Genomic DNA, 12038 nt, shown 5'->3' on the forward strand with positions numbered 1-12038 from the left:
CGCTAACCCGAACGGCGCGGCGGCCGGGGGAGCAGACTGTGTCGCCGTGGCCGGGCAGAATGACACCCCGTAAGTGGAGGTGGCCGACATGCCCGACCTGACCGACCGCGAACGCGCGGTGCTCGCCCTGGAGGGCCGTGGCTGGCGCACCGCCGGCGCCAAGGAACGCGCCGTCCGGGAGGAACTCGACCTCTCGGCCACCCGCTACCACCAGCTCCTCAACGCCCTCCTCGACCGCCCCGAGGCCCTGGCCGCCGACCCGGTCCTGGTCAACCGCCTACGGCGCATCAGGGACGCGAAGCGCGCCGAACGCTGACGCCCGGCTGGGGCGCGACGTCCAGTTGCAGCGACCCAGGGGCGCGGGGAACTGCGCGCTGGGGAACGGCAGCACGTGCAACTGGCTCGCGTGCCCCGATCTAGTGCCGTGCCGCCTTCCGTACTCGCGCAGTTCCTCGCGCCCCCAGCGGTGAAGCCACCGTCGCCGTTAGGGTCGGGGCATGGGTATCCCTGAGCCGAGTACGGACGCCGGGCGGGTGGGGCTGCGAGCCCTGGTTGCGGAGCCGCGGAGTGCGGTGGTCGCCCTGGACTTCGACGGGACGTTGGCACCGATCGTGGCCGATCCGGCCGCCGCGCGGGCGGAGCCGGCGGCGGTGGCGGCGCTGCGGGAGTTGCTGCCGTTGGTGGGCGGGGTCGTGGTGGTGACGGGCCGTCCGGCGGCGGTGGCGGTGGAGTACGGGGGGTTCGAGGGCCTCGGGCTGACCGTGCTGGGGCAGTACGGGGCGGAGCGCTGGGAGGCCGGGGTGCTGACGGCGCCGGAGCCGCCGCCCGGGGTGGCCGCCGCGAGGGCCGAACTGCCCGCCGTGGTGGGGGAGTCGGGGGCGTGGGTGGAGGACAAGGGGCGGGCGCTGGCGGTGCACACCCGGCGGACCGCCGACCCGCAGGCGCTGCTGGAGGAACTCCGGGTGCCGCTGGCCGAGTTGGCGGCCCGGCACGGGCTGATGGTGGAGCCGGGCCGGTACGTGCTGGAGCTGCGTCCACCGGGTGTGGACAAGGGCGGGGCGCTGACGGAGTACCTGGCGGAGCGGCCGGGGGCGGCGGTGCTGTACGCGGGGGACGACCTCGGCGACCTGCCCGCGTACGAGGCGTTGGAGCGGCGTCGCGCGGGCGGCGGCCCGGCCGTGCTGGTCTGCAGTTCGGCCGTCACGGGCGAGCGCCAGGTGGCCGAACTCGCCGAGCGCGCCGACCTGTTGGTCCCGGGCCCGACCGGCGTCGCGGAGCTGCTGCGGAGCATCGCGGAGACGCTGCGCTGACACGCCGAGCGCCCGTGTCCCTCGCTCCTCCGGCGGGCGGAGGAGGGACACGGGCGGTCTCAGGCCCGCGGCGCGGCCGTGGTGGAGCGGATCACCAGCTCGGGGTCGAAGAGCAACTCGCCGGTGGGGACCGGCCGTCCGGCGACCAGGGCCAGCACGCTCCGGCCGACCTCCAGCGCCAGCCGGTCGGCCGGCTGCCGGACGGTGGTGAGCGGCGGGTCGGTGAACTCGGTGATGATGGTGCCGTCGTAGCCGACCACCGAGACGTCGTCCGGGACGGACAGGCCGTGCCGGCGCAGGCCGCGGATCGCGCCGAGGGCCATGAAGTCGCTGGCCGCGACGATGGCGGTGGCGCCCTGCCGGAGCAGGGCGGCGGCGGCCGCCTGGCCGCCCTCCACGGTGTACGACTGGCGGAAGACCCACTGGGCGGCGTCGGTCAGGCCGCGCCGCTCCATGGCGGCGAGGAAGCCCTCCACCCGGCGGTCGGCCGGGTGGTTGCCGGCCGGGCCGGAGGCCATGCCGATGTGGCGGTGGCCGAGGCGGTACAGGTGGTCCACGGCGAGTTCGGCGGCGAGCGTGTCGTCGGTGGAGAACACCGGCGCCGGATGCCCGTCCGCGAACTCGCCGTTGATGCCCAGGTAGGGCACCCGGCGGTCGCGGAGCAGCTCGTAGGTCTCGACGTCCGCGCCCTCCACCGTGTTGCTGGCGGAGAGGAAGACCACCGCGGCGATGCCGCGGTCGACCAGCGCGGAGACGAACTCGCGCTCCTGCACCCCGCCGGGGAAGGCGGGGCAGAGCACCATCTTGAGCCCGTGCGGGGCGAGCGCGGACTCGATCCGCTCGGCCACGTCGGCGAAGAACGGGTTGGACACCCGCTCGGTCACCACGGCGACCAACTGGCCCGGGGTGGAACGTTCGTAGCCCAGCTCGGACATCGCCCGCTCGACCGCGTCACGGGTCTTCTTGGCGACGCCCTGACGCCGGTTGATCACCCGGCTGACGGTCGCCTCGCTGACACCGGCCCGAGCCGCGAGTTCGGTGATGCCGACCTTCATTCCGCCCCTTCCACCTCGGTGGCCCCCACCGGACCACTGAGCACGGCAAGTCCGGACTTCGGCACCGGCAGCGCGTGCAGGCCGGGCGTCAGGCCCAGCAGCCTGCGCTCGATGATACGGCCGGACGGTCCGTAGGCGGTCAGCTCGGTCTCACCACCCGGACCGGCCACCTCCAGGACGATCCGGTCCGAGGCCGAACCGTTCACCAGCACCAGCTCCTGACGCCAGGTCAGGTCCACCGGCACGACCTGGTCCGCGTGCACGCTGATGAGACCGGTGCCGTCCCGGTCGGCGCGGACCACGGGGTAGAGCTCGTCCGGGCGGCCGGGCTCCACCACGCCGTCCAGCAGCACCGGGCGCAGCCTGGCCCACTGGCCGAGCCAGAAGGAGATCGCGGCCCGGTGCTCCTCGGGGACCTCGGTGAGCTTCACCGAGACCTGCGGGACGGAGTGCAGGGCGCCGATCAGCTGCCGGGCCACGCTGTGCGCGGGGGCGCCGGGGTGCCAGAGCAGCATGTCCGAGTGGACCGCGCCGCCGATCGCCAGGAAGGCGGTGTCGATGGTGCGCACCCGGTTGGCGGTGGAGTCCGCCGGGCAGTCGAAGGAGCGCAGCAGGTTCCCGTACGGGGCCATGCCGGGGCCGGTGTACGGCTGGCGCAGTTCCAGCAGCAGGCCGGGGCGGACCTTCTCCAGCTCGCTGCGGACCTCGGCCAGCAGCTCGGTCATGGCCAGGCCGACGTCGGGGCCGCCGTCGCCGGCGTGCACCATCGCCTCGTCCAGGAAGTCCAGCTTGAGGCCGTCCAGGCCGTACTCACGGACCAGCCGGACGCAGAGCCCGACCACGTGGGCCCGGACCTCCGGGATCCGCGGGTCCAGCACGTACGCGCCGGGGACGCCGGCCCGGACGGTGGGCCGCCAGGTCCGGTAGGCCTCGGAGTCCGGGCCGACCAGCAGCGGGGCGGCCCAGAGCAGGTAGTGCAGGCCCAGCCCGCGGACCTCGGCGACGTGCGCGGCCAGGTCGGGGAACTTGGCCGGGTCGGGCAGCCAGTCGCCGCAGCCGGCGTAGCCGCGGCCGTGGCCGCCGAGCTGCCAGCCGTCGTCCAGGATCAGCGCGCCGAAGCCCATAGTGGCGGCCAGCGCGGCCTCGGCGGTCACGGAGGCCGCGTCCACCTGCTGGTTGAAGGCGTACCAGGTGGAGTAGACCGGGGTGCGGGCGCCCTCCGGCACCGGCATCGGGGTGATCCCGGCGGCGTACCACTCGCGCAGGGTGCGCATCGCGGTGGCCGCCGAGGCCGAGCGCGGGACGAAGAGCAGCCGGTGGCCGCCGGGGGCGGCGGGCAGCAGCAGCTGCACCACGAAGCTGTCGGTCTCCTCGGAGACCCCGAACCGCAGCCGGGCCTCGGGCACCGGGTCGGCCGCCGCGAAGGTGAGCATGGTGGTGCCGGCGTGGTCGTACAGGCAGCCGGTGGCGAGCGAGTCCACCAGCGAGACCGAGGCCTTGCCCTCCCAGTCGGCGGTCAGGGTGCGGCGCCAGCCGCCCTGCGGGTGCCAGTAGCCGGCGGCGTCGCCGAGCGGCACCGAGAGCCGGACCTCGACGGGGCCGCCGTCGGCCGAGCCGACCGCCACCATCCTGATCCCGGAGGGGAGTTCGGTGCTGGACCAGTGGCCGCCGGGGACCGCGACCGAGACCTGGTCGAGCAGCGGCTCGAACGTGGCCGGGGCCAACTCGGCGGTGGTGACCGCCTCGTGATGGATGGTCATTCCTTCACCGCCCCTGCGAGGAGTCCGGAGACGAAGTGCTTCTGAAGTGCCAGGAAGAGCGCCGCCATCGGCAGGGCGGCGATGGCCGTGCCGGCCAGGATGGCGCCGTAGTCGGTGTCGTCCACGCCCTGGAGCGAGGCGAGCGCGACCGGGATGGTGAGCGCGCTCTCGCTGCGCAGCACCGTGAGCGGCCAGATGAACTCGTTCCACTGGAAGAGGAAGAGGAAGATGGCCAGCGCGGCCAGCGCGGGCCGCATCGGGGGCAGCGCCACCCGCAGGAACAGCCGCAGCTCGCCGCAGCCGTCCACCCGGCCGGAGTCGAGCAGTTCGTTCGGGAGGGTGGACATCGACTGGCGCATCAGGAAGATGCCGAACGGCAGCGCCAGGTTGGGCAGGATGACGGCCTGGTAGGTGTCCAGCCAGCTCAGCTCGGCCATCAGGCGGAACAGCGGTACCAGGGTGACCTGGGACGGGATCACCAGACCCAGCATCAGGAGGCCGAACAGCGCCTCCTTGCCCTTGAACTCGAACTTGGCGAAGCCGTAGCCGGCCAGGGTGCAGATGACGCCGGCGGTCAGTGTGTAGACCACCGCGATGCCAAGGGAGTTGACCACCACCCGGCCGAAGTCGGCCTTCTCCTGGAGCGAGCCGAGGTTGTCCAGGAGGTGCCCGCCGGGCAGCAGTGGCGGCGGGGAGGTGAAGATCTCCTTGGAGCTGTGGGTGGCGGCGATGATCAGCCAGTAGAAGGGGACCAGGACGGCGGCCAGGGTGATGGCCAGCGACCAGGTCAGGCCGATCGACTTGGCGGTGCGGTTGCGGACGCGGGTGCTCATGACTTGTCCCCCAGCAGCTTGAACTGGACGAGGCCGAGGGCACCGATGATCAGCGCGAGTGCGTACGCGATCGCCGAGGCGTAGCCGAAGTCGAAGTACTTGAAGGCGTTCTGGTACAGGTACATGCCGATGGTCAGGGTCGCGTTGTCGGGCCCGCCGCCGGTGAGGACGTAGGGCTCGTCGAAGATCTGCAGGGTGCCGATGGTGGAGAGCACCGTGGTGAGCAGCAGGGCCGGCTTGATGCCCGGCAGGGTCACGTGCCGGAACGCCTTCCAGGCGCCCGCCCCGTCCACCGCCGCCGCGTCGTACAGCTCGGCGGGGACGGACTGCAGGCGGGCGAGCAGGATGACCGCGTTGTAGCCGGTGTAGTGCCAGGTCAGCGCCAGCCCGAGCGAGATCTTCGCCCAGAGCGGGTCGGTCAGCCACGGGACGTCCGTCCCGATCAGCCAGTTGACCAGGCCGTACTGCTGGTTGAGCAGGACGGAGAAGATGATCCCGTAGGCCACCAGGCCGGTGATCATCGGCAGGAAGAAGCCCAGCCGGAACACGGACCGGGCCCGCAGCAGCGACGAGTTGAGCGCCACTGCGAGGCCGGTCGCGAGGGTCAGCATGAGCGGCACCTGGATCGCCAGGATGACCGCGCTGTTGCTCAGGGAGGTCCAGAACAGCGGGTCGTCGAGGAGCCTGGAGTAGTTGTCCAGGCCGGCGAAGGTCTCGGTGCCTCCGGTGGAGCGGTACAGGCTGAGCCGGAACGAGGCGGCGATCGGGTAGACCTTGAAAGCCGCGAACAACAGCAGCGCCGGGAGAACGAACAGGTACGGCAGCGCACGCCGCCTCGCCGGGGTCATCGAACGACCTTGCGCCCGGTCTGCTGGGCGAGCTGGTCGGCGGCCTGCTTGAGCACCTCGGCCGGGTCGGCACCCTTGAGCAGGACCTTGGTCTGAGCGTCCGTCACCACCTTGAGGGCGCGGGCGTAGTCGGCCGAGTAGTTGGTGGCCGGGGACGGGGTCTGCAGGGCCTTGAGGAAGATCTCGCCCTGCTTCTGGCCGCTGAAGAACGGCGACGCGGTGTGGAAGGCCGAGTCCTCGTAGGCGGACATCAGGGCCGGGGCGATGCCCTTGCCCTTGTAGATGGAGACCTGGGAGGCCGGGCGGGTCAGCACGAACTCGATGAAGCTCCAGGCGGCGGCCTGCTGCTTGCTGGAGCCGGAGACGGCCAGGTGGGTCGAGTTCACGGTGGCCGCGTTGGTGCCGCCCTGGCGGACGGCCGGGGGGAGCCGGACCTTCCACTTGCCGGCCTCCTGCGGCACCAGGCCCTCGATGATCCCGCCGAACCAGGTCGGCCAGGGCAGCACCGCGGAGGTGGCGCCCTTGATGGAGTTCTCCAGCGCGCTCCAGCCGCCGGACAGGTCGGCGACCAGGCCCGCGTCGTTCATCTTCTTGATGATGGTGAGCGCGGTGACCGCCTGCGGCGAGTCCAGGGTGATCGCGCCGTCCATGTTGAAGTAGAAGGCGCCCTGGAGCTGGAGCAGCAGCTGGAAGAAGTTGGCGGAGTCGGCCTGCGAGGCGGGCTTGTCGATGCCCAGCAGGAACTTGCCGGTCTTCTCCTTGAGCTTCTTGCCCGCCTCGATGACCTCGTCCCAGGTCTGCAGCCCCTCGACGTCCACCCCGGCCTGCTCGAACAGGTCGGCGCGGTACCAGAAGCCGCCCGAGTTGGCCTCCCAGGGAAGGGCGTTGACCCGGCCCTTGGGGGCGACGGTCTCCCACAGGCCGGCGGCGAAGGCGCTCTGGTACTTGGTGGCGCCGAGCGGGCCGAGGTCGGCCAGGCCGTTCGGGAACTTCTCGACGTAGCTCGGCAGGTAGTCCACGCCGATGTGCAGGACGTCGGCCAGGCCGGCGCCGCCGGCCGCCATGCCGGTGGTGATCTTGTCCCAGATGGCCGGGTTGCCGATGTCCTGGACGTTGACCTTGATGTCCGGGTACACCGCGTTGAACGCCGGCAGGAGCGCCTTGAGCTGGGCGGCGGGGCCCTGCCAGCTCCAGACCGAGATCTCGCCCTTCTTGGCGTCGCCCGCGCCGCCGCCCTTGGCGTCGGTGCCGGTGCCGGTGCCGGCGCACGCGGTGGTGAGCCCGGTCAGTCCGGCACCAACGGTGAGGGCGCCGCCGAGTCTGAGCAGTCCGCGTCTGTCGAGGTCCATGGTTGTCCTGCCTTCCGAGGGTGGGTGACGGCTGGACGTTAGCAACGACGGCCGACGACTTGCAATGGCGTGATGAAAACTTTCTCCCAGGTCGTGCAAGAGCATTGAAAGCAGTAGTTCGGGCTGTTAGCTTCGCTGCACCCTCTACAGGCGACCCAGGAGACCCTGATGCGACGCGCCGGAATGACGCTGCTCACCGCTCTCGCACTGCTCGCACCGCTCGCCCCGCAGGCCACGGGGGTGGCCGCGGCCGCCACCGCCAAGGTCCCGACCGTGGTCAACCCCGGTTTCGAACTCGGCACCAGGGGCTGGAACTTCACCTCCGGCTCCGGAGTGGCCACCAACTACCCGCACGGCGGGGCCAGGCTCGCCTACCTCGACGGCGGCCCCGGCTTCCGGGTCAGCCAGACGCTGACCGCCCCGGTGGACGGCCGGTACGACATCTCGGCCTGGATCGCCACCGGCGGTCCGAACGGCCGCTTCGCCGTGAAGGTCAACGGCACCGGAGCCGGGTCGGTCACCATCCCCGCCCGTTACGAGTACTCCCGGCACACCGTCAGCCGGATCGAGGTCAAGAAGGGCGACAAGGTCGAGATCGCCTTCGAGTCCGGCGACGGCTGGCTCAACGTCGACGACGTGATGATCTCCCCGGCGGCCCCCGCCGACCCGGTCGCCACCTCCTCCGACCCCCGGGTCGTGGAGATGTTCGACTGGGCCAAGCGCAAGGCCAACTCCTGGGTGCTGCTTGCCGGTTCGACCGGTCCGGTGAACGTCGACGAGAACAACCGCTTCGGCACCGGCACCGCCGTCTACGGCCCCTCCTACTGGGCCGGCTACGCCAACCGCAGCGGCTACTACTCCCGCGACATGGCGCACCAGGTGGTCGGCGCCCAGGTGCTCGGCCTGACCGCCGAGAACCGCACCATGCTGCGCTCCTTCGCCGCCTCGGCCACCGAGGCGCACAAGTACTACCCGGTCTGGGCGCACAACTTCGACACCGGCACCTACCTGGGCATCGACTACCGCCGCCCCGACCTCTTCGTCCGCGAGGTGCCGGCCCCGTTCGAGCTGGTGGAGAAGGCGGCCCAGGCGTACCGCTGGAGCGGCGACAAGGCGTACGTCGAGGACGAGGTGCTCTGGGACTTCTACCGGCACACCGCCGAGGAGTTCGTCGCCCTGCACAACCAGGCGAAGCCGAACGGCGCGGTGGCCGTCGCCGAGGGCACCGGCAAGGGCATCTTCTCCGGCACCGCCAGCTACAACGAGCAGGGCGACGAGAAGCTGGCCGAGGCCGGCGACGGCATAGCCGCCCAGTACCAGGCCTACCTCGGCCTGGCCGCGCTGGCCCGGGGCAAGGGCGACACCGCGCTGGCCGCCAAGGCCGAGCAGCAGGCCGCCGCCCTCAAGCAGTACTTCAACTCCGAGTGGAGCGGCACCGGTTCGGGCGCGGACATGGTCCGGGCGTACTCACTGGACGGCACCGCGTTCAAGGGCTGGGGCCTGGAGAACAGCTGGTTCATGCCGATGAAGCGGATCATCGAGGCCGGCCCGCGCAACGACGCCTACCTCGACTACGTCGACGCCCAGGCGGCCGGCCCCGACGGCCCGTCCAACATCGAGGCCTTCACCTACCTGCCGGACACCTTCTTCGCCAACAACCGCAACGACGCCGCCTGGAAGTGGATGAAGTACGTCTACGACCGGCGCGACGCGCAGCACGTGAACGCCTCGCAGGGCCCGAACGGCGACTACCCCGAGGTCTCCTTCACCCTGGTCGGCCAGACCGTCTCCGGCCTGCTCGGCCTGGACCCGGACGCCCCGGGCCGCAGGCTCACCACCCAGTCCCGGCTGCCCGCCGGGATGGACTGGCTCCAGGTGGACGACATCCCGGTCGGCAAGGACCGGATCGGCCTGCGCCAGGACGGGGCCAACCGCTCCACCCTGACCAACCACTCCACCGCCCGCAGCTACACCTGGGAGGCCCGCTTCGCCGGCAGCCACCCGACGCTGAGCGTGGACGGGGTGGCGAAGAAGGCGCAGACCAGGATCGAGCACGGCGTCACCTACAGCTACCTCACCGTCAAGGTGGCGGCGGGCCAGACCGTCTCCGTCGCGACCTGACGACCCGTCCGGGCCGGTGGGGGATCAGCCCTCCCACCGGCCCGGACGGTCTACTCGCCGCGCAGCGCGTGCAGCTGGTCCAGGAACCACTGCTGCGGCGGCAGCGCGGTGGCCGCCGCCGCCAACCGCTTGGTGCGGTCGGCCCGTTCGGCCTCCGGCATGGTGAGGGCGCGGTGCAGCGCCTCGGCGGTGGCGATCACGTCGTAGGGGTTCACCACCACGGAGTCCTCGGCCAGTTCGGCGTGGGCGCCGGCCTCCCGGGAGAGCACCAGGGCGCAGCCCGCGTCGGAGACCACCGGGACCTCCTTGGCGACCAGGTTCATCCCGTCCCGGATCGGGTTGACCAGCGCGACGTCGGCCAGCCGGTAGGCGGCCAGCGAGCGCGGGAAGTCGTCGTTCACGTGCAGGATCAGCGGCTGCCAACTCGCCGTCCCGAACTCGTCGTTGATCTCCTGGGCGGTCCGCTGCACGGCGGCGGTGTACTCGCGGTACTCGGGCAGGTCGTGCCGGGAGGGGTAGGCGAAGGCCACGTGCACCACCCGGTCCAGCCACTCGGGGCGGGTGCGGAGCAGGTGACGGTAGGCCAGCAGGCCGCGGACGATGTTCTTGCTGAGCTCGGTGCGGTCCACCCGGACGATGGTCTTCCGCCGTGCCTGATCGCCGGAGTGGCCCACGGCCTCCTTGAGAGTGGCCAACCGGGCGTCCACGTCCGGCTGGTGGGCCCGGTCGCGGAGGAAGCCGGCGTCCGCTCCCAGCCCGTGCACGCCCAGTGCGGTGGTCCGCCCCGCGTGCGTGACGGTGAGCGCCTCGCGGTCCACGACGGCGCCGAGCACGGCCTCGCAGCAGTCCGCGAAGGCCAGCGCCCAGCGCCGGGTGAGGAAGCCGGCCCGGTCGGCGCCGAGGATGCCGGCGAGCACGTCGGCCGCCACGTCGTCGGGCAGCAGCCGGTAGTACTCGGGCGGGGCCCACGGGGTGTGCGAGAAGTGACCGATCCTCAGGTCGGGCCGCAGCTCGCGGAGCAGGGCCGGGGCCAGCGAGAGGTGGTAGTCCTGCACCAGCACCGCGGCGCCCGGCGCCGCCTCGGCGGCCAGGGCCTCGGCGAAGGCGGTGTTGTAGGCCTGGTAGGAGTCCCATTCGCGGCGGAAGCGGTCGTCGAAGACCGGTGCCACCGGAGTCTCGTACAGCAGGTGGTGGACGAACCAGAGGGTGGAGTTGGCCACCCCGTTGTAGGCGCGGGCGAAGGTGCCCGGGTCGATGTCCAGCATCCGCACGGCCTGCCCGCCGACCTGGTGCCCGGCCAGGTCGAGCCGGCCCCGGGGGGCCTGGCGGGCGGCGGTGCGGTCCGCCTCGGAGAGCGCGGCGCAGACCCAGACGGCGGTCGGGTCGTCGATCGCGGAGAGCCCGGACACCAGCCCGCCGCCGCCTCTGCGCAGGGTCAGCGAGCCGTCGTCCTCGGCGGTGAAGGACACCGGCCCCCGGTTGGAGGCCACCAGGATGGGGGCGGCCCCGGTCTGATTCGAACGTGCGGTCGCGAGATCGGCCATGTCACCAACCTTGCCTCGCATCCCCGGGGGCAAACCAGTCGGCACACGGGGCGCGCGCGGAGGCTCACCGTCGGTGGTACTCCGGCACGGTCGCCATCGGCGGCCGCTCCAGCGCGCCGACCGGATGGGTGTGGGCGGTGAACTCCCGGTTGGCCGGGTCCCGGGTGAACTGGGTGAGCAGCGGACGCACCAGGTCCTGGCCGCTCTTCAGCCGGCCGGCCCGGTCCAGCCGCTCCAGCGCGGTGCGGTAGATGGTCGCCGCCATCCGCCCGAGGGCCTGGCCGTCCTGGTGCCGGTGGTGGCGCACCCCGACGTCCACCTGGGCCAGCGCGTCCAGCCCGGCCAGCTCCAGCGCGTCCACCAGCAGACCGAGCTCCACCCCGTAGCCGGTGGGGAACGGCAGCCGCTCCAGCAGCGAGCGGCGGGCCGCGTACTCGCCGCCCAACGGCTGGACGAATCCGGCCAGTTGGGGCCAGTGCAGGTTGAGCAGCGGCCGCGCCACCAGCTCGGTGACCCGCCCGCCGCCCGCCGGGACGACGGCCCCCTCGGTCTCCAGCGGGCGGTCGTACATCGCCTTCACCAGCTCGATCGACGGGTCGGTGAGCAGCGGCCCGACGATCCCGGAGACGAAGGCCGGGTCGAACTCCCGCAGGTCCGCGTCCACGAAGCAGACGATCTCCCCGGAGGTGGCCAGCAGCGAGCGCCAGAGCACCTCGCCCTTGCCGGGGACGGCGGGCAGCCGGGGCAGCACCTCGTCCCGGTGCACCACCCGGGCCCCGGCCTCGGCGGCGGTCCGCGCCGTGCCGTCGGCCGAGCCGGAGTCCACCACCACCAGCTCGTCCACCAGCGGCAGACGCTCCATCAGCTCACGGCGGATCACCCGGACGATCCCGCCGACCGTCGACTCCTCATCCAGGGCAGGCAGCACCACGCTGATCGTCCCGGCCGGGCCCGCCGCCCGCTTGGCCGCCAGCAGTGCCTCCAACGGCCGCTCGGCCGCGGTCCAGGAGCGCCGGCGCAGCCAGTCGGACACCTCCGGCAGCAACTCCTCGGCAGGGTCGGACGGCTTGGACCGACCGGCACTTGGGGGGCGGCGTCGCGACGCCGGGGCACGCACCTCGCCGGCTTCTCCTCGGTCGCCGATGCTCCGCACGGACTCCCTGGTCGGCGCCGCCGAGCCACGCACCCCGGCGCCGCTCCTTCCTCCGCCCCCCACGT

At 72.3% G+C, this 12038-nt stretch carries 10 protein-coding genes; 3 read left to right on the top strand and 7 right to left on the bottom strand.

The annotated features are described in order from the left end of the window. The first annotated feature begins 88 nt into the window (after nt 1–88). Together ACZ6ZR_RS18195 and otsB are read left to right on the top strand one after the other, a co-directional pair. Nucleotides 89–316: a DUF3263 domain-containing protein gene (locus tag ACZ6ZR_RS18195; RefSeq protein ID WP_465643436.1), complete on the top strand. Its 228-nt coding sequence runs from the start codon at nt 89–91 to the stop codon at nt 314–316. A 181-nt stretch (nt 317–497) separates the two neighbouring features. Beyond that, nucleotides 498–1310, top strand: a complete 813-nt coding sequence (otsB, locus tag ACZ6ZR_RS18200) for a trehalose-phosphatase (RefSeq protein WP_465643438.1) — start codon at nt 498–500, stop codon at nt 1308–1310. Between the two features lie 59 nt (nt 1311–1369). On the opposite strand, the gene ACZ6ZR_RS18205 is transcribed toward otsB, so the two are convergent. The 5 genes from ACZ6ZR_RS18205 to ACZ6ZR_RS18225 are packed head-to-tail and all read right to left on the bottom strand — an operon-like array spanning nt 1370 to nt 7155. After that, entirely contained in the window at nt 1370–2365 is a 996-nt protein-coding gene (locus ACZ6ZR_RS18205) for a LacI family DNA-binding transcriptional regulator (protein ID WP_465643440.1), read from the bottom strand. Continuing rightward, complete coding sequence (locus tag ACZ6ZR_RS18210; RefSeq protein ID WP_465643442.1) at nt 2362–4125, bottom strand: glycoside hydrolase family 36 protein; 1764 nt, start codon at nt 4123–4125, stop codon at nt 2362–2364. The genes ACZ6ZR_RS18205 and ACZ6ZR_RS18210 overlap by 4 nt, the downstream gene beginning before the upstream one ends. Continuing rightward, nucleotides 4122–4958, bottom strand: a complete 837-nt coding sequence (locus tag ACZ6ZR_RS18215) for a carbohydrate ABC transporter permease (protein WP_465643443.1) — start codon at nt 4956–4958, stop codon at nt 4122–4124. The genes ACZ6ZR_RS18210 and ACZ6ZR_RS18215 overlap by 4 nt, the downstream gene beginning before the upstream one ends. Further along, the gene (locus tag ACZ6ZR_RS18220; protein WP_465643445.1) at nt 4955–5806 is read right to left on the bottom strand and encodes a carbohydrate ABC transporter permease; all 852 of its coding nucleotides are present in this window, start codon (nt 5804–5806) and stop codon (nt 4955–4957) included. Before ACZ6ZR_RS18220 ends, ACZ6ZR_RS18215 begins: the two co-directional genes overlap by 4 nt. Further along, on the bottom strand, nt 5803–7155 hold the full coding sequence (locus tag ACZ6ZR_RS18225; protein ID WP_465643447.1) for an ABC transporter substrate-binding protein: 1353 nt from the start codon (nt 7153–7155) through the stop codon (nt 5803–5805). Before ACZ6ZR_RS18225 ends, ACZ6ZR_RS18220 begins: the two co-directional genes overlap by 4 nt. Before the next feature lie 168 nt (nt 7156–7323). Between ACZ6ZR_RS18225 and ACZ6ZR_RS18230 the strand changes: the two genes are divergently transcribed. Then, entirely contained in the window at nt 7324–9276 is a 1953-nt protein-coding gene (locus tag ACZ6ZR_RS18230; RefSeq protein WP_465643449.1) for a carbohydrate-binding protein, read from the top strand. Between the two features lie 50 nt (nt 9277–9326). On the opposite strand, the gene ACZ6ZR_RS18235 is transcribed toward ACZ6ZR_RS18230, so the two are convergent. Next, nucleotides 9327–10820, bottom strand: coding sequence for an alpha,alpha-trehalose-phosphate synthase (UDP-forming) (locus tag ACZ6ZR_RS18235; RefSeq protein ID WP_465643451.1), 1494 nt, complete (start codon nt 10818–10820; stop codon nt 9327–9329). A gap of 64 nt (nt 10821–10884) precedes the next feature. Then, nucleotides 10885–11865 carry a glucosyl-3-phosphoglycerate synthase gene (locus ACZ6ZR_RS18240; protein ID WP_465643453.1) on the bottom strand — a complete coding sequence of 327 codons (981 nt, stop codon included), beginning with the start codon at nt 11863–11865 and terminating at the stop codon, nt 10885–10887. Between the last annotated feature and the right edge of the window lie 173 nt (nt 11866–12038).

The sequence above is a fragment of the Kitasatospora sp. NPDC088742 genome (genome assembly GCF_055584905.1).

Bases quoted from the DNA above. Each gene is read 5' to 3' on its own strand.
- ACZ6ZR_RS18195 (WP_465643436.1), top strand. From the start codon at position 89: ATGCCCGACCTGACCGACCGCGAACGCGCGGTGCTCGCCCTGGAGGGC.
- otsB (WP_465643438.1), top strand. From the start codon at position 498: ATGGGTATCCCTGAGCCGAGTACGGACGCCGGGCGGGTGGGGCTGCGA.
- ACZ6ZR_RS18205 (WP_465643440.1), bottom strand. From the start codon at position 2,365: ATGAAGGTCGGCATCACCGAACTCGCGGCTCGGGCCGGTGTCAGCGAG.
- ACZ6ZR_RS18210 (WP_465643442.1), bottom strand. From the start codon at position 4,125: ATGACCATCCATCACGAGGCGGTCACCACCGCCGAGTTGGCCCCGGCC.
- ACZ6ZR_RS18215 (WP_465643443.1), bottom strand. From the start codon at position 4,958: ATGAGCACCCGCGTCCGCAACCGCACCGCCAAGTCGATCGGCCTGACC.
- ACZ6ZR_RS18220 (WP_465643445.1), bottom strand. From the start codon at position 5,806: ATGACCCCGGCGAGGCGGCGTGCGCTGCCGTACCTGTTCGTTCTCCCG.
- ACZ6ZR_RS18225 (WP_465643447.1), bottom strand. From the start codon at position 7,155: ATGGACCTCGACAGACGCGGACTGCTCAGACTCGGCGGCGCCCTCACC.
- ACZ6ZR_RS18230 (WP_465643449.1), top strand. From the start codon at position 7,324: ATGCGACGCGCCGGAATGACGCTGCTCACCGCTCTCGCACTGCTCGCA.
- ACZ6ZR_RS18235 (WP_465643451.1), bottom strand. From the start codon at position 10,820: ATGGCCGATCTCGCGACCGCACGTTCGAATCAGACCGGGGCCGCCCCC.